Source organism: Vibrio tetraodonis (assembly GCF_003350295.1).
Lineage (GTDB): Bacteria > Pseudomonadota > Gammaproteobacteria > Enterobacterales > Vibrionaceae > Vibrio > Vibrio tetraodonis.
Genome location: NZ_QLYY01000027.1, coordinates 18114 through 36319, shown reverse-complemented (window position 1 = coordinate 36319; position 18206 = coordinate 18114). Strand labels below are relative to the sequence as shown.

At 42.1% G+C, this 18206-nt stretch carries 14 protein-coding genes; 3 read left to right on the top strand and 11 right to left on the bottom strand.

Annotated elements, in window-relative coordinates:
- Window positions 1–63 precede the first annotated feature (63 nt).
- On the bottom strand, window positions 64–558 hold the full coding sequence (locus DPF90_RS18855; RefSeq protein ID WP_114787856.1) for an NADAR family protein: 495 nt from the start codon (window positions 556–558) through the stop codon (window positions 64–66).
- 542 nt (window positions 559–1100) lie between these two features.
- On the opposite strand from DPF90_RS18855, the gene DPF90_RS18850 reads away from it, so the two are divergent.
- Together DPF90_RS18850 and DPF90_RS18845 are read left to right on the top strand one after the other, a co-directional pair.
- The gene (locus tag DPF90_RS18850; RefSeq protein ID WP_114787855.1) at window positions 1101–1523 is read left to right on the top strand and encodes a hypothetical protein; all 423 of its coding nucleotides are present in this window, start codon (window positions 1101–1103) and stop codon (window positions 1521–1523) included.
- Between the two features lie 135 nt (window positions 1524–1658).
- Window positions 1659–2219 carry a GNAT family N-acetyltransferase gene (locus DPF90_RS18845; RefSeq protein ID WP_114787854.1) on the top strand — a complete coding sequence of 187 codons (561 nt, stop codon included), beginning with the start codon at window positions 1659–1661 and terminating at the stop codon, window positions 2217–2219.
- Window positions 2220–2908: 689 nt separating this feature from the next.
- Here the strand turns inward: DPF90_RS18845 and DPF90_RS18840 are convergent.
- The 6 genes from DPF90_RS18840 to DPF90_RS18810 all read right to left on the bottom strand — a co-directional run bounded on the left by DPF90_RS18840 (window position 2909) and on the right by DPF90_RS18810 (window position 12142).
- On the bottom strand, window positions 2909–3553 hold the full coding sequence (locus DPF90_RS18840) for a hypothetical protein (protein ID WP_114787853.1): 645 nt from the start codon (window positions 3551–3553) through the stop codon (window positions 2909–2911).
- Window positions 3543–6203, bottom strand: coding sequence for a DUF2235 domain-containing protein (locus DPF90_RS18835; protein WP_205395211.1), 2661 nt, complete (start codon window positions 6201–6203; stop codon window positions 3543–3545). The genes DPF90_RS18840 and DPF90_RS18835 overlap by 11 nt, the downstream gene beginning before the upstream one ends.
- Window positions 6204–6616: 413 nt before the next feature.
- Window positions 6617–7747, bottom strand: coding sequence for a restriction endonuclease subunit S (locus tag DPF90_RS18830; protein ID WP_114787851.1), 1131 nt, complete (start codon window positions 7745–7747; stop codon window positions 6617–6619).
- Window positions 7747–9771, bottom strand: a complete 2025-nt coding sequence (locus DPF90_RS18825) for an HsdM family class I SAM-dependent methyltransferase (RefSeq protein ID WP_114787879.1) — start codon at window positions 9769–9771, stop codon at window positions 7747–7749. Before DPF90_RS18825 ends, DPF90_RS18830 begins: the two co-directional genes overlap by 1 nt.
- A gap of 473 nt (window positions 9772–10244) precedes the next feature.
- Window positions 10245–11618, bottom strand: a complete 1374-nt coding sequence (locus DPF90_RS18815; protein ID WP_114787849.1) for a DEAD/DEAH box helicase — start codon at window positions 11616–11618, stop codon at window positions 10245–10247.
- The gene (locus DPF90_RS18810) at window positions 11612–12142 is read right to left on the bottom strand and encodes a hypothetical protein (protein ID WP_114787848.1); all 531 of its coding nucleotides are present in this window, start codon (window positions 12140–12142) and stop codon (window positions 11612–11614) included. The genes DPF90_RS18815 and DPF90_RS18810 overlap by 7 nt, the downstream gene beginning before the upstream one ends.
- Before the next feature lie 102 nt (window positions 12143–12244).
- Between DPF90_RS18810 and DPF90_RS18805 the strand changes: the two genes are divergently transcribed.
- On the top strand, window positions 12245–12565 hold the full coding sequence (locus DPF90_RS18805; RefSeq protein ID WP_114787847.1) for a helix-turn-helix domain-containing protein: 321 nt from the start codon (window positions 12245–12247) through the stop codon (window positions 12563–12565).
- A 23-nt stretch (window positions 12566–12588) separates the two neighbouring features.
- Here the strand turns inward: DPF90_RS18805 and DPF90_RS18800 are convergent, their stop codons facing one another.
- From DPF90_RS18800 to DPF90_RS18785, 4 genes are read right to left on the bottom strand one after another with little or no spacing between them, the layout of a single operon-like run.
- On the bottom strand, window positions 12589–13044 hold the full coding sequence (locus DPF90_RS18800; RefSeq protein WP_114787846.1) for a hypothetical protein: 456 nt from the start codon (window positions 13042–13044) through the stop codon (window positions 12589–12591).
- A gap of 2 nt (window positions 13045–13046) precedes the next feature.
- Complete coding sequence (locus DPF90_RS18795; protein WP_114787845.1) at window positions 13047–15107, bottom strand: hypothetical protein; 2061 nt, start codon at window positions 15105–15107, stop codon at window positions 13047–13049.
- On the bottom strand, window positions 15104–16846 hold the full coding sequence (locus DPF90_RS18790; RefSeq protein WP_114787844.1) for a hypothetical protein: 1743 nt from the start codon (window positions 16844–16846) through the stop codon (window positions 15104–15106). Before DPF90_RS18790 ends, DPF90_RS18795 begins: the two co-directional genes overlap by 4 nt.
- Entirely contained in the window at window positions 16839–18164 is a 1326-nt protein-coding gene (locus tag DPF90_RS18785) for a tyrosine-type recombinase/integrase (protein ID WP_114787843.1), read from the bottom strand. Before DPF90_RS18785 ends, DPF90_RS18790 begins: the two co-directional genes overlap by 8 nt.
- Window positions 18165–18206 lie beyond the last annotated feature (42 nt).

The window sequence follows — 18206 nt, the reverse complement described above, 5'->3', positions numbered from 1 at the left end:
ACACATGTTAATTGCTCGCGCATAGAATCTGTATCTCGGCAGTAACTGTATATTTTAAATGGACTATCGAGTTGAAAGTTGTGCTTTATTAACCAAGTGAATCGGGCTGTATGGCTCTTGTAGACTCAACTTTTCTCTAACTGCCATAAGAATTTTGCCAAGTTGGTTCTCGCCCTTTCCGTTACCACCATCCCCCCAAAAACTATCTTTGTGCGAGTGCTCGGTTATGGTTACATCACCGGTTTCAAGTAATAGAAATGCCAAGGTTGGATTTTGCTTAAATTTCTCTTCGACAATAAAGCGCATGACATCTAATCGAATGTTATTCCAGTCTTCTCTGGCGTACTCGCAGTATTGGCGGCTCAGAGAGAAGGCGATATCAGGTGTAGCGCAATTTTGAATTGTCTCTATGATTGTTTTGTCCGTGAATTTTTGTGCTTGATAGTAATGTTCACTGGTTTTCCATATGGTGCCGTTGATGTTAATCGGAGCACTGAAAAAGTTAGATAGAAATCCGTAGGCATCATTAGGTTCGTAAAAATGAATGTTTCTATTCACAGAAACTCCTGACGTTAAATGTGTCTTGTTTCATACAAGATCGTAGTTGATTTATTGATAGCTGTGTAACTATTGTGCGGTTTTAATCCAATAAAAGCAGTAGTGGCTTAATGGTATGTAGATAAACTTTCTCAACTTTACAATATCAATCAATGGAACTTGTTGGATTAGAGTACAGGTAATATTCACACAATAAATAAGTGTATTTATATCGCTTGCTAAATGTAATGTCGATAATAAATAGGCAGGATTAAGTAAAAATAATAATATTTAACATTATTTTATCATTGTCATATGGCTTTAGAATCTTACCGGGTTTATACCGCGATAGCAAAAAGAGCCATAAAAGTTAAGTTTATGATTATTATAAATAATTTTGATAATTATTTTGAAATTTAGAGAATAAAACAATAAATAATTTATATAAAAAAATAATATGTGACACTATGCCAAAACAAATGAATTTGATATTCATTATCATTTATGTGTGCTTTAGATTTCTATATTGGGAATGTTCCCAAACGAAAAGAATAGGAAGTACCATGAAAACGATAAAATTGCTTGGCCTACTGGCACTTATGGCTTCATCTGTCGCCTCTGCAAACTCAGCCACTACTTTTCCCGGAGAAAGCAGTTCTGTATCAAGTGCACCAGTAATTTTCCCAACATCCTCAAAAGTGCCAATAACTCTTTACAATGGTTATACCATCAAAGATGGGATTTTCCGCTCAGAAGTAATACCATGTGACGCTGGAGTCGATAACTCGGAATATGAAGCAAAACTTGTTTGGCACGGAAAAACACCCAAGCTGCTCATAGTGGGTAACCAGAACCCACGTGAATGTAGTGCTATTTTTAGCGAGCCTATGGAAGTTGACCTAACTGCATTTTTGCAAAATATGTCAACACATCACTTTGCATATTTGGAAGTGGAGAACCGTGTAGTTATCTTGCGCGGTGACTAATCAGCATACTAACACTTAGTAAATCAGCCGCCAGATCTTCGGATCTGGCGATGTTCAAACAGTCATGATTTTCTAGCGTGGTTGTTTTGTTTGTGTCTACAACTTACTATTTCTCGATACATACGAAGGAAAAAGATGTTTGCATTACAAGTTGAACAGGGTCTAGAGCTGGCATTAGTTGAAGCGAGCTTTGCTGCTTGCTACCTAGATATTGTTTCGAAACAGAGAAAATATTTAAGCCAATGGTTATCTTGGCCTGTCCATGCTGAAAACGAAGCGTTTTTTCTAAACTTCATCAAGCGTTCCCTACATGATTATGCTGATGGAAAGTCTCTAGTATGTGCCATGTTTTATCAAACTAAGCTGGTCGGCAATATCAGCTTTAATTCCATAGATAAAGATCTTGCTACGGTAGAGATTGGTTATTGGTTAAGCCAAGACTATCAAGGAAAAGGCATAGTAACCAAATCAGTGTCTAGAATGATTGAGCTTGCTTTTCACGATTATGACATGAAAAAAATCCAAATCTCAGCGGCGACCGACAACCAGCCAAGCCGGAATGTTTGCTTACGACTTGGATTTACATTAGAAGGTGTCTTAACCAGAGCAGAAAATGTCAATGGTCGTATCCTTGACCATGCCGTGTATGGGTTAAGTCGAGAAGCTTGGAAAACGCGCCTAGGGTTAGCGCAATAGAAAGGCCAGCTATCAATCTGGCCTTATTTTTTATCAATTAGATTGGGTTATCTCATGGTAACAACATACCAACACAGGTCGATTCTGAAATAAATCTGGAAAGATTAAAATAATAAGGCTCGATAGCCTTTTCCAGAAAAATAGAGAATTTAAACTATTTTTCCTAAAATTTGAGTTTTAAGAATACCAGTTTCCAGAAAATTAGTCACTTCCCAAAAGTTGAGTTTTAAGATGTCTCGGGCTGATGGATAATACTACCAAGCTCATTTATGCCCCGAAGTTTGTTATGACTCACATCTGTACATGGAAACTTGAAGGGAAATATCTTAGTTTTTCTAACATCCAGATACGACAAGAGCCACTAGAAGTGGCTCTATTGCGCGCTACCTGCGGTCAATACTCGATGAGCGGAAGAGAACAGGGCTATTTGAATTCATCTGTCTACGAGTGGAGCCGAAGCCACGTTTCTCATAGCAAGCATCGGTAGTATATGCTTGTAACCTGTTGAGTTCAAATTTAGCTGAACATACTGGCAAGATTATGCCCCGAAATTACTTAGGTTAAATACTTTAGGTTAGTCTTCTTAATGGCACTTGCCCTAGAAAAACTAATGTATAGGCAGGTGTGTACCGATTGGGGGCTTAGATAACGAAAAGCGGCACCTTCAATAATGATACCGCTTTTCAAAACTAACCCTCAAAAGGCTTATCAGACGTTTCGCCAGTGCCTTCATACAGCACGACGGACATTATGTTTCCATATTTACTATACGGAGCAGGCTTAACCCAACCATTGGGATCGGCGTTGTCTCGAACAGTACAATCGTTTTGTGGACGCTCGCTATTGCATATGTAGCGGTAGAGCAATATCACTTTAGGCCCATCAACCAGCACCTGCATCACAGGGTTGGCTTTGTGGTTCTTGTAATAGCGATTCATGGTGTCGATTTTTTGTTTGGCTAGCTCACTGTCAATCTCGCCATCGATGCGATACCATTTTTTATCGTATACGTCATCGTAGTTTCCCCATTCTGGCTTCCAACGCCGTTTCCATTCTTCGGCCCAATAGCCGCCGCCCCAGCCGCTTTCCCAACTGCCTTCAATCGCTGTGGGTACACCCATACCAACACTCGCGCTGGCACAACAACCTTGCACTCCCCCATACGCAAAGTTTCCGACACCACCATAGATATCGGTAATCCACATATCACGAATAAACTGTGGGGCCCCCAAAGAGCCAGATTGACTAATTTTAGACACCGAGACGGGTTTCTCACTTAAGCAGCCAGCTAATAATACCAATAAGCCGATTATCGTCAGTCGTTTAACCATCATTAGTAAACACCACTCGTTTTAGTTGGTTGGATTCTGTTGTCACACCATTGACCATCTTTTCATAAGCACTGTCAAAGCCTGGATTAATGAGGGCATCATGAGGTCTGTGTATCCAGTCTCGGCCGTATTGACGTATTTCCGCCATCCAGTGCTCAGGGGTTATGCTACCAAGAGGTTGGGCTAAAAGCTTGTTTTTTAACGCCTCTAATGCGACGTCGTTTTGTGTGGGGGCCATGTAATCTTGAGGAAGCTCTAATTTATTCATCAACCATTTTATGCCCATTGCCTCACTTTGCTGTTTCATACGTTCTAATGGCAATGCAGATAACCCATTGCTGATGGGGTGAAACACATAGTAATATAAGGTTTGGTTAACTTGTTTGACTGCCCCATAACGGCCTTTATATTGGCATTCCTTTTCCCAAGCTTGGCACTCTTGGGCAAACAACTTCTCCTTGTGATTGGTAGCAGCTTGCGCATGTTGGTGGTTTGCTCGGCGAATGGTCTCTGAAAATAACTCAATGGCCGATTCTGTTTTTATTAGCTCTCGATTAAAGGTTGCCGAGAGTGGCATCCCGTATCGCTCTGGTAAGCCTTGTTTGTCATACTGGTGTTTGGAAGGGTAGCCACCACCAACATCGGTATGGCAACCCGCAAAGACCTCTTCATAAAAATGGCCGTAAAGTTGGTCTTGACTTGAGCGTAATGACGTCAACGGAAAGTTTTTGCGATATTCATGGTGCGCGCTAATTTGAAACACCCGCTCAGCACAGTTCACATCTAGCCCTAACTGAAAGTTACCATCTTCATGGTCTCCAGCCTGATAAAACGAACCGACACTCTCAAATAGGCCAACAAAACGTACACTACAGGTACGAGACTCATCTGGGTAATAACCACGCCATGCTTTGACGCTATCATCATCCACATGCGACAGTAAATTAGGAAACACCTCACCACAGGATTCACCTTCACGGGGGAGACTATAATCAGGCAACCCGTCTTTGACGGCATTGACAAAATGACGCGCCAGCGCCGCTCCTCGGCTAAAGCCAAATACATCAAACTCGATATGGGTAATACCTTCATATTCTTTGTTCAATGCGAGCGCTTCCACAATGTCGGAATATTGCCGAGTCCAGTTTTGCCATTTGTAAAACGCGCCCGTTTCACTCGATAGCAAATCTAATGTGGCTTTGATTAAAGGATGAGGGAGATGAGGTAGCCGATTAGGTTCTACCCCAAATGCTTGTGCAGCGTCCGTTTCATCTTCGCCTTTATCAATCAGCGCAGGGTCTTGCCAAGCATCATCAACCGTACCCACACCAGAAACATAAATCTTTTGAGAGTCATCACCCAGCGGATACGCTTCAAATAACCGCGCAATATTGGTGCGCGATTTCACCCCTCGGGTTTCCTTATACAAGTCATTAAGGTTGTTTTGCCCTGTGCCATCAAAAAACACCCCGATACGCAGCGTCTTCTCTTGCAACTTCTGTACGTTGAGCACTGGCGTTTGTTTGGGTATTCTCGCATCATCAAACAGGTGCAGCACAGAGGGGGATAGCTGAGGTTTAGCGCATTCTCCCCATACATTACCGTATGGATAGGCGCTGCCCACAGCAAAGTCAGTTTGAGGGCACGGCTGCTCTATTTTCTTGGCGTCAGGGTCAAAAAACGCTTGCTCACTGACATTAATCATGTCGCCTGCCTTTAATGACATGGGGTTGCTGGCATAAGTCGGGTTTAAATTGAGTAATGCCTTGGGGCTAAGACCGTATTGCGGCGCAATGTCAGACCATTTTTCATGTGTACCGTCGGGTTTTACCGCTACCGTATGGGTATCTCTTTCCTCTTGCGTCTCTTCTTGTGTGATTTTTTCTCTGGCAAGTAAAGGCTCCGAACACGCCGATACCAACGCACCTACGTCAATCTTAGTGGCGTTCTTGTCAAGCCAAGCCGCATTTATCTCAGCCAACTCGTCATTGGTCAGCTTCTTGCGACGATAAAAGAGATGTTGAGGCGCAGGGTCCGCATCTTCAATTTTGACCGGCACCAATAATGTGGTGTGAGTATGCTCGCTAATAAGTTCTTTGGTGATGCCACTGGGTGAAGAGCGCGTGATTTGCCAAGCGCTTCGGCCTTTACCAAGAATGACCATTTCATACACCAACTGCCCCTCATAGAAGTAGTAATAGAAACCGTGAGCAGCACGGCCCAGCCTAGACTCACTTTCTACAACAGGCGTAAAGGGAATAAATTCCGCATTAATGTGCTGTAAATCAATCGGCTTTGACGTAATGGAGTATGATTGGCTTATCCCTATGCTTTGGATGCGCTCATGAATCAGCGACTTTTCCTCTTCTTCAAAGCATTTGGCGGTTAAAATGGTATGGCGATGCGGCTGTATCTCTTCCGCTTTTTGCCAGCTCTGACTCCGCTCTTCGTTAGACGTCTTACCCAAGCTAAACACACCCGTTTGCAAAGTACTGAGACTATCTTTGGGCGCATGAATTTTAATGCGGCATTCAAACCCAGCCACGGGCGCTTTGTTTGTGTCAGCGATACGAGGTTGTGGGGGAAGTTTCACGTCTTCCTGAACAGGGGCATACCCTGCTCGGCGTGTCGGTCTGGGAAAATAGAGCGGCATGGTCAACATCCATAAAAGACAAAGGCTTAGTGTATCAATAGGTCATTACTTGCACACTAAGCAAAGTGACGGATTTTCTAGGTATTTGGTCTGAATGAGTAGGTATTTAGGATAAAAGTAAAGTCGGCGTTGAATTAGAAGGTGGGTAAGCTACTGGGGATCAGCTTTGCTTTTAGTTGACAGTAAACCAAGTGATTTTCCAGTGCTGAAAGTTATTTGTGAATTTCAAATTGAACCAAATCACTGCCAGACTTCTGTGCAGAGGTGTGCTGAAGGAGCATACAACATAGAAATTTGCCCCATTATTTGCTTCACCAAAAAAACACGTTCTCGACCATGTGCTCTTTGCCCTGTAAATCATCGGTAGAGTAAGTGTATTAAGAGTGCCTGTTATGTACACTCTTTTTTGCATCTTACGAGTAGATTACTTCTTTATGGGCTTGTATTTTGGTATCTGTATACTCAACTACATCCTTGATCACAATCTTTTGGATTGCAGATATGAGTAGCTCCATTGATGAGTAATCCACTTTTTTGTTCGTTGATGGCAATCGGACATTATCCTTTTGAATTTTCCTGTTACTAATACTATCTCCCCAAGAGTACTTGTGATTTAGGCTCTTTCTTACACAAGTAGATAAGTAAATCTGAGATGGTTTTGATCTGTAATCGTTGTTCTTTAAGGTTAGTGTCAGATTGTGGCTGTCGTTAGAAAAGAAGTCATGTTCCTGATATGTAACAACAAAAGTCTTCCCTCCGATAAATATACAATCACCTTTATCTAACAAATTCTTATCGTAGGATATATAGGAGCTGATTGCATTGTTGTCAGCACTAGCACATAGGTAAGGCACTGTTCCACTATTAGGGGTGATGTCTCGGGATAAAATGTTTTTTGTGTTTTTGATATCAAAAACATCAGTAATGCTAAATTCTTCAAAGGTTAGAGAGCCATACTCATCTAAAGTCTTTTGCTCATCTTCTGTAAGCTCACAATCAGATAACCCAGTTACTTCCAAGTAAGCCTCTAGCTCCGCTATACGCTCCGCCTCTAGCTCCGCTATACGCTCCGCCTCTAGCTCCGCTATGAAGTTCTCCATGAACTCAAAATCAGGTTTTCCATCTTTGGTTGGAAGCTTGATGTTCAGTGCGTCAGCATCTTTAGCATAGAAGTTTCTACCATAATTAAACTGCCCCGCATTAGATACTTTGTGTATTGCTGAAGTTAAAAAGATCACTGCCGATTTTGGGACTCTTTCTGTATGAATGACAGCAATATGGTCATCACCGCCATAAGAATAGTTTCTATATTTAGCAGAGCCAAACATATCGATTGTTATCGTGTTTTTTGAAAAAACGTCTACTTTATTGGAAATGAAGTCAGATATACCTTCATTTGCTTCACCTGCTGTCACGAAAGGTAGATCGCCTTTAATTCTATCTGAGCTTTTTAAACGTTTACCTCTAGTAGCTAAACCAAATAAAGATTTTAAGTTAAACTCCCCCCACTCAACACTTTCTAATTTATTGTTAAGTGAGGTGATTACTTTCCCGAATCATCCCCTTTTTGTTTTAGTAGGTTGCTGACTTCCCACGCTAGGTAGTCGCTGACTGTCTTTTTGAAATCAGCAATGGTTGGTTTGGTGTCAATGGGAATGCTTTGATTCCAATCTGCACCATTTTTAGGATCTATCGTGTTCTCGTAATACTCACTTTCAGTAAACAAGCTTAGTTTGCTTTTACCGATGCGAACAAGACTTACAAGCTCGTCATATCTAGCTTGGGCTTGATCGGTATCTTTTAAGTTATTGCTGGCTTTCTTTCGGTTAGTACGAGTGTACCCATCATTGGAAAAGTCGATAAACTTCACCATCTCGTCTTTATGGTGAGCTTCTCCAACCTTAAATACATACACATAAGTCTGAACACTCGCCTTACCAATGAAGAGGTCGATCGGCATCTTGATACTGGCGAGGAGTGTATTTTTTTCAAGTATCTTTTGGTTTAAATCTTTTGCTTTACCAGTACCTGCTGAGCTTTGAATGATGATCGCAGCATAGCCTTTATTCATCATGCTTAAAGCTTTGTGAACAAAGTTCATTCCGTTACCAGTAGCAGAATACGGTGGGTTTAGAACGAAAGCATCGGCTGGGAATAGTTCATTATCCTTACCAAACCCATACTTACCGTCAAAAGTGAGAGAGTCGCCATTTAGAACGTTAGAGCTACCATCTCCCATCAAGATCATGTTTAACACCGCAAGCATGTAGACACTTGATAGCATTTCTAGCCCTAAAAGCTGCTCTGCTTTAATTTGAGCTTCTTTTTTGGCTAGTTCTTCTGGCGATGTTATTTTTTGTTTTGCATCGTTTAGCATTTCATTCATGGCTGCTACAAGTAAACCTGCTGAGCCCGTGGCAAAATCCCAAACGTAAGAGTCTTTATTTACACGAGCTAATCGAGCAAGAAGCGTTGAAACATAAGACGGTGTGAGAACTACATCGTTTAGCTTGTCTTGAGAAAAACCTAACCAGCCGTACATTTCATTGAAAAGCTTGCCTGTAAAATCCGTGGTTAAACCAATTTTGTAATAGATACCTAAGTCATCAACAATCTTTGTAAATACACGTTTTAGCTGGCTTTCACCGTCCTTGGCCTTATTGATATTTTCAGTTGTGAGTGTGTTGCTGAGAGTCCTTAGGATTAAATCTCGCTTTGCACGAGGGATATTTTTTTCTCCTAAGAATGCTTTTATCTTGCGAAGTAAGATATCACCGTCTCGATTACCTTCTTCTTGGGACGATGTTAGGTCGGCCTTTTCTAATGGTCTTACTTTTCCTGCCACACCCAATGTCGCCATGATTGAGGCAGCTACTAGGTAGACTCTATCGTTTTCACCTAACCCTTTTTCATTCTGGTAAATATCGTTGTTAAGACGAGTTAAGCTAACATCAATTTCTTTCTCACGTTGTTGCTTGAGCTTGTCTAGCTCATCTTGAGATAGGTTGAGAGACTTGACTTTCTGGATAAAGTTGTCGAAATGTTCTGAGGATAAGAACGATAGGTCGCTATATTCACCGACTTTTTGACCAGCACCAAGGTTGTTCTTAGATACGTAATAAACGCCTATTTCATACTGTAGATTGTCTGACTCATCTTTGTAACCCGTGATACCAATAGCGATGATGTCTGTATAGCCAGTGTGGTGTAGAACAGCGTTAGCGTAGTGAACAGCCCCGTTAACCGCAAAAGCTTTGATATTTTTTAGGTTAGGCTCTCCTTTCGCATTCCTATTATCAACGTTACCGTTACTGTCTAGCTTGACCAGCTTTCCCTTTAAACCTTTGTACTCAATCAGAACTGGATACTTATTGGTTAGTGAATCTTCCAGTAAAATTTTTGCATCAGGTCTATTCCCACCTTGTCCACCATTCTTGGTGAAGTAATCATTCAGAGCCTGATCAATCTCTGTGGTGAGTTTTTCTTGTTCTAGTTTGTAATTCAGCTTTTGGTCTTTTAGCCAGCCGTTCGCTAGGTCTGCAATGTTTGGTTCTACGGATTTAGGCATGAGTTTAATTAAATAGGTGTAATTAAAACCGTGCATTCTACTAGATGTTTTGATATTTCAAAGTATTTCTGTTGATTCGGCATAAACTGATAGAAGCCCAATTTAACCCAACGGTACTTAGTGAGCACCCTAGTCCAACCTTTTTGCTAGTGCGATGTTATTCATCGCACTGGCACTTCACAACAACCTTTCCATACCTCTAGTTATTCATGATTTGCTAATATTCCATTTATCGTAAATGACTTTTGTCCAAAAATCTGTTTCAGTAGGAGCAGTGCTTATCCTGTACATCGTGCTGCCTCCCAAAAAAGTTCTAATCTTTAATGCAAAAGTTGCGAACTTTATTGTCATAGATTCGATCTTTGTTGTCCACCAACAGTTGGTAGCGCCTATCACTTCCATGTAATTATCTTCACTATTCATAATAATGAAGGACTCGTTCCCTTGGCTTCAATGCAGGGCAATGCCTATATTTAGGTCAAAAAGGCTGAAATTACGCGTTGTTTAAAATCCCCTAATCGAAGTTCATCTTGTGTTTTAGGACCATCAACTGAGTTCGAACTGCCATTAATTATTGAGGACCAGTTCAACTTGCTTCCAGATGCTGATGCACTATCTAATAAATCATTTTGATCATTATTCGAGAGACTTCCTAAGTCGTATTCAAGTTCATCTGCCATTTTGGCAAACATACATGACTCAGGAATATCTTGTTCAATACGTTCTGAAAACTCTATTAAGCTTTGCTCTGCAAAAGTGAATAACCACGCTTGCTGGTTCATAGAATCATTAACTCGAAGAACCCGTCCGAGTACCTGTCTAAAGTACAACTCTGTTTTAACTGAACTCATGTGGCAACAAACTTGAAGGCGAGGAATATCAGTACCTTCACTGATCATTCCGACACTAACAATCCATTGAGTGTTGCCTCGACGGTAACGTTCAATTTCATCCAAAGGTTCTTCATGGCGGTAAGTCACGATTGAGACAGTTTGTGAGTACTTTTCACAGAGTATCTTTTTAATGGTTTGAGCGTGGTAAACAGATGAAGCAACAATTAACCCACCGGCATTAGGGGAGTGATAACGTATCTCCGCGAGTTTTTTACAACCAAGACCAATCAAGTATTCCATTGCCTCTCGATTGTGAATGATACTTTGATACGAGGTTTTAGTTTGCTTAAGCATCTCAAGTATTGAGGAGAATGATTCAACTTTCTCATCGTTAGTGACTGATAAATGTTCATTATCAACCAATACGATTCTCGGGCTTCTACAAACATTATCTGCTATTGCTTGCTTTAGCGTGTATTGGTAGTCAACCAATAGCTGCCCATCGGGGGTATGATATTCGGCTATCACGATAGGTAAAGAGTCTGAACGCCAAGGAGTACCGGACATCGCCAGCGTATAAGTAGCCAACTCTTGAACTTTGGTTAGAACTTGCTGGCCCCAAACGTTCGCATTTTCAATCTCTGAGCCTGAACAATGGTGTATCTCATCAAAGACTACGAACACCCGATGGTTACGAAGTGTTTTCCAAAAATCATCGTTTAGAAACTGAATTGATTGGTATGTGAGTGATTGTCCAACAGAACCTAGCCCACCATTAAAGGTGCAATTGAGAATCTTTGAAAAGGTTCTTTTTATACCATCAGAAACCGTTAGTGATGGAGAAAAACATAACACAAGATCGACCAAACCTTCTTTTAGCAACTTCGATGAGATAGTGGCGGCAAGTACAGTTTTTCCAGCTCCTGGGGTTGCTTGACAGAAAAAGTGTTTTTGGTTTTTTCTGTATTTTCTCAGGGCTTTCTCTGAGCACTTTAGTTGCCAATGTCTTAACACGGCTGACAATCTCCAGAGAGGGTTTTAAGAACATTCGTCAATCCATTCATCTTTCCAAGTAGGTGCGCTGACCGTTCTTTTGCTTGCTGCAACAACGGGGCTAGTTTGCACTCAAGTTCAGGAAATCGACTCTTCAATGACTGGTATTCTTCAATTTCACCAAGCACGATCTCTAATTCACCTTTGTATTCATTACATTCGTGAAGTAACACAGAATAATCCGATGTGGATTCCTTTGCAGAATTTGCATATGCAGCTTTTTTTCGAGGCGTAACTTGGAGGTTTCTAAATTGTTCGGTCTGAAAGTACTTTTTGTGTCTTCCTTCCCCTTCACTTCTCAACCATCCCTTTTGTTGATACTGCCATATTTGGCGATAAATCTTCTTCCGAGCTTCATCAAGGTTTTGTGTGTCTTGTTCAACATTTAATGAAGCGTTCCTTGCTTCCACAACAGAAAAACCATCCATTCTTTTTTCAATCAATAACTTGTGCATCTCTACACTGATTTTCGTAGAACGTTTCATGTATTGCTTACACTACTTAAATACTAAGGATTGCTTAGTATACAGGAATCGGTAAAACTAAGAAAATCTTAGTTACATAGAGTTTAGAGATATGAAGCATCAGTGTCGTTCAATAATCCGTTACCAACACGTCTCAAAGAAGCGCGCAAAAAAGCAAATCTCTCCCAAAAGGCTTTGGGAGTGCGTATAGGTATGGATGAAAGTTCTGCTAGTCCAAGAATGAATCAGTATGAGAAAGGCAAGCATACACCGGATGCTCAAACCTTGAAGTTAATTGCTGATGAGCTTGGAGTGCCATTGAGCTATTTTTTTTGTGAGGATGTTGTTTCCGCAGAGCTTGTCTGCTTGATAGATAAATTGAATGAGGCCGATAAGAAAAACCTTATCGACCATATTAAGAAAAAGCTTGATGGTATTGAGTAAACTTTAGTATTCCTCAAAGGTTACTAAATCGAAACGACCTTGCTTCGCTTTAGTTGAGCTAACTCTTCACGTAACTGGGAGTTTTCAAACTCCAAATCTTCTATATGAGCCAACGCTTGAACCAGCTTGTCGTTAAGATGGTGCTGTGAAGCTGCAAACAGTGCTAATTTCTCTCTCTCAGCCTCATACTTAGCCTTAAAGTTTTCCTTGATACGTTTCTGCTCTTTGAGCTTAGTGCGTACTGTCTGTATCTCTGGCTGGACTATTTCACCGGTGCCTGCAGCAATTTCAGCTTTGGTTTTCTTAACTTTTTCCACAAACTCAGGGTAGTAATAACCACTGCCATTACCCAGGTTCGCTTCTTCTTCAACAGCTCGCACGCTGAGCTTACGGTGCGTTGGGATACGCTTGGGTTTCCCTAAGGCAATTCGGTCTAAAGCTGCTTCTAGTGCAATGAGTGTATTTTCGCTTTTTCCCATGCCTAAACCTCCTTAACGGTTAGCTCTGCTTCAAAGGGGGTGAACTCCATACCAAAATCTCGCATCACGTTCTCTGCCGCCCTAATTTGAGTAATATAGTGGCTCCTGTCTGTTACCGAAATATCTTCGCCCAGAGCCATGTAAGCGGATAAACTGCGATGTTTTTTTTGCCACCACTTTGCCTGTTGTTCGTCAATGATGCTGCCAGCAGAGCCGCAATCAACACAGAATTGGGGCATGACGACACCATCCATATCGCAATCATACCCATTTTTACAATAGCTATGCAGCGTACCATGAAGGGTGAGCTTGCCTTCTTTTACTGCTTTATAGATGGTGTCCCAAGAGCTGTAGATTGTTGGGATATCACCTCGCATCTTCATGATAGCTTTGCCATGTGCGCCCGATAGTGTTTCATCAGAATGCCATTGTTTGAAGATTTTATTGGCAGTGGATTCAGCGTTAATCTCTTCGAGTGCTAGTTGGATTTTTGGATCGACCTTTAAATCACGAAGGCTGGCTAATTGCCCCCCATTTGTGTACCACTCTGTCATCGCCGAATACAGATGTTTGAATTGCTGCTTGAGTGCAACCAGTGAACTTAATCGATTTTTGATGCAGTAGAACGCTAAGCTCCGTCTAAATTGGTGAGAGCTCATAGGCCAAGGTTGACCAACCACAACCTGCTTTTCAATTCTTACCTGTGAGCGAGGGTTCGACGCCACACACTCTTGGTAATCGTCATCCGTCACAACAAAATCAAATTGCTTACAGAATCGCTTTAGCCGCAAAACCCAATTCGTAATTAACTTCGGCGCATGAGAGCGAAATGTTTGATTGACCCATAGCGAATTTGCGTATTTCTCATCGGGGTATTGCACCTCGATTCGCCATCTTTTTGTGAGGATGGACATCAAATCAATCGCTGTTTTTGATATGGCCGCCGTTACCCACGTTTCACGTTTTTCACCCAATTTAAACGTATGAGATTGAAGCAGGTGAAGCTCTCGGCCACTCAGTGAGTCTAGGTAATAACTGTTCGGAGTGAGCTTATCAAGTTCGCTATCACGCATACCACTAAAGCCGCCGCACACAATGTAACTCGCCGTGATTAGCTGGCCTAAGTAACGCTTAAAATCATGTCCATTCTTCAAGGGGATGTTGGGTAGCTTTCTTGCCAGTGGCGTAATCAACTCACTTGGTTGCCTGGGTTGATGGGTCTTAATAGCGAGGGTAAATTTGTGATTATCAATACTCCCATCGGAATTTATGAAGGTGAAGACACTGCCAGCCTTTACTTTATCTTCTACGATTCGCTTGCCCTGTATGTAGTTATCTTGGAGGTCACATTCAATCTCGGCAATGAGCGTGACATGAGGAAGCGCCTCTTCAATAAGCGCCATTGCCTTGCCATAGATGGCGTGACAAAGGCGCTCAGGAATAACTAATGTTTGTTGCCCTTCTAGCTCACTTAAACGCTTAGCTTCTTTTCTTGATGTGATTGGAGTAAATCCCAAAGCTATCTTATGCCAAGGGCTGTACTCAATGGCTTTGTTGATGGCTGTAAATATTTGCCCAATCGTGGCTGAGGAAAACTCACTCTCGATAAGGTGCTCATCGAATCTCTGACGCATATTAGTAGATGATAACGCAGAGAGAGTGTGTGCATTTTCTTGAGCAAGAAATCGGTAAACTCCCAAAGCTTTGCTAAGTCGAGAGAAAACGGTTGAAAACTTTGCTGCCCTTTTTTTTTGTGGAGAGAGATTAAATAACCAACCGTAAGTGAACAACTTCAACTCTCGTTGCAATTCTGGATGGGCAGCTAATTGCGAAAATTGAAGTTTGTTCTTTTCTTTTTTACGTGAAAAAACAAAGCAATCCCAATTGTTTTGGCCGAAGGTAGCAGTGACATTACCGCCCTTATCACGACAAACCACCACAGCATCCAATTCGTCGAATCGCTTCTCATGGTACAGGGTGACAATATCGGTAGGCTGGATTTTATGCTCAACGGGAAAATCAGCTAGATATAAATGGTCAGTATTGAATTTATGGTTGCTCATTTAGATGTCTCCTGTGATGGAATGAGGCTAAGCACTGATTCGGCATCATCCCAGTTCGGATGTAAGCCATCATCGTCCAATTTTTCTTCTGCTTCTCTGAGCAGAGAGGACTTAACTTTTGGCAGAATCTGGGTATCAATAAACACAATGATGTTTTCAAAGTTCTGCCTGTAGTGATGAGCATCAAGGTGGCGATATAGGGATTCTTCAATACAGCTTTTGAAGCTTAATAGGCACCAAATGTCTGAGAGTGATTGAACAATGACTTGGGCCGGACAACCGAAACAACCAAGTAAGTCGGCACACGCCAATCTCTCACCGTCTTTAATCAATCCATGCTTGAGTGCTTTTCTTGTGAACTTTTCCGACTTTTCACCAAGAGGCTCAGAGCAGCTTCCTCCGTTCGGAGTACGACTCAAGTTAGGGAGGTTGATTTTGTTTTCTGCCTCGATAACCAATACATCAATACCTAAGCTTTCTTGGGCCTCTTTTGTGCTTTCTCCGTGCTTAATTTCTTGCTCTCGCAAGGACATCGCATCTTGCATCATCCCATTATTGGCAGTTCGGTTGCCCTTGCTATAGTTTTTCTTTCTCGTGTTAGCGGTGTTGTTGAGCATGATGTCGTTCACTAACTCACCTTGATGGTAAGTCGTGAGTTGTGCGCCTGTTTCTCGAAAGCGACTGATAACAGGGCGCAAACGACGACCCGTTTGGTCGATAAAGGTAAAGTGCTTTTCAACCCATAGCTTTAAGAAAACCTGCAAGGTTGCCCTCCTCAGCGGAGTGGCTTGTTTTGAGGCGACTGTTTGCAATAATGTGGCGTTGGGGGCAGTGGAAATAAGACGTGATGCTTCAAGCAGCGTATCAAAGAAACTCATTGCGTACTTGGGAATATCCAGCTCATGACCGCCCATTTCAACTTGGATGGTTTTGAATGCTCGGCGCTTAAAAGCGGGCATGGTGTACCAAATTTCACCGACTGATATAGAGGCGTTATCTGGTTGCTTTAGTTGGAATAAGTCACCGGTATTGGTGTAGGTGTAGTAAGCCAGTAGGTACGCGCCAGCGGACATCATTTTGCTGATGCCACCATATAGTTTGTATTGCTCTCCCTTCCAGTTAAACGTCATGGTTGGGACGCTTTTATAGGCATCTATGTGCTTTTCAGGGTTTTCAATAAACTGCTTAGCAGTTTGTTTAAAGAGACTGCGCAAAAAAGGCAGTAATTGATTTAGGTCACTGCGGGTATAAGCCTCATACGGCTCCTCATCGCTGTTATCCGTGATAGTGATGCTGTCGAAGTACGCACTTGGCAGATCTAAGTAATCTCTAAATAAACACAGCACATTAGAGCGTTTACTTTTGTAGGTAGAACGTTTTATGTTTCCAAGCAATACCTCTTTATAGAGAAACCCAAAGTAAGCTTCTGTGGCGTGTTGTGTGAACGCCTCTTCATTATGTTCATCGCACCAACGAAGATATAGAGAGCATACTATATAGGCGGTGTACAGTGACCCATGGCTTTTACCTTCGCTCATGAAATCATCAAAGCGAGACTTCATTTGAAGGATAAAACCTTCCCTGTTTGCACTTTCAAAGCGACCTCCCTGCTGTAATGCGGTTGTCGAAGGAAACCCCTTAACCATGAAGCGATTAAAGTCGACCAAAGAGTTGTCCTCATTATCTAATTGAATACAAAGCTCTGGCTTCCAGCCGTACAAATAAGTGATATTACTCATTCTCACCGCCTAACGCTTCATGCATGATGCCGTCTAAAATGCCGAACTTAACTTTGAACGCCTCTTTGCGCTTCAAGTAGCGCAAGTATTTCCAAGTGGTTGAGTCGTTTCGGTGTCCCATCCATCCCATCAGTAGCCCCAAGCATTCTGATGAAGATAGCCCCGCTTCCAGCAGGTCATTGAGTCGATAGGTGCCATAAGTCGAGCGCAAGTCATGAAAGCGGTGTATGAATGTAGGGTGGGTCTTTTTAATCTCGGCTCTAAGCTCTGTCCACCTAGCTTCAATGGATTTAGCGGTAACAGGATTGCCTTGCTCACTGACGAATAAAGGCTCATGGCGCTCAGATAGCTCCAATCGTTCAAGCGTCTCTTGCTTTAACGTGTTAGCTATTTTAGGCAGTGCTTCAAGTTTTTGATCAAGTTTACTTCCACGTTTAAGCCTACGCTCGGAAGTGCGATATTCAAGCAGTGTGGTTAATAGCTCTGATGAGATTTCAACACGCCTTTGCTTTAAGTATTTGGTTTGAACGCCTGTCGATTGAGGCGATAAAACCATCTCGTAACGATGCTCACTTTCAGCCAATGGCGTTGCGGTATCAAGGGCACTCAAGGAGAGCGTGGCCACCTCTTGAATACGCATTCCAGTATCGAGAGAGATTAACACCTGTAAGCGTAACTCTTCGGATGCGCTAGGAAGGTACTGTGTCAAAATACTCAGTGACTCTTGAGCGAGTGGAGATAAGGGCCGAATGTTCTTACTGCTTGCATCTTTGGGCACCTTGATTCGCAGATCACTCGTTTCAACGGTAAACGTTGGCGATATGTGTGCCAGCATGCCAGTGCTTTGAACTGAGACAAACTCCATCTTAAATGGTGCTTCTTTCTCATTCTTTATTCTCAAGTAACCATCATGCATTAACCACTTGTAGTAGTTAACAATCTGATTCATTCGCACGCTAGCAGTGCTGTGTGCTAGCTCCCCGTTCTTGATTTGCTTTAACAGGTGGGAACGAAACAGGTAAGTGGGTTTAAGTCGTTTGACGGGAGGGAATGTATCCCATGCTAGTCCTTTATCTTCAAGGAACTGATAGTAAGCCTGTAATGCCTGAGCACAGGGGGAAAGATCTTTCGCAGCTTTGATCGCTTTTTGATAGAAGAGGTAACTATTTGCTTCGTGGTTGAATACGCCATCTTGTGAAAAGAGTGTAGGCAGTGAACCGATATTGCCAATGGAGGGTTGGCAATGGAATGTATCATTATCTAATTTATGTAGGTCTGTCTCTTTGAAAACGTCGCTGGAGTGTACAAGGTATGTCATAAATCGTCCTGAAAATGCCACTGTATACATAAACAGTATTGC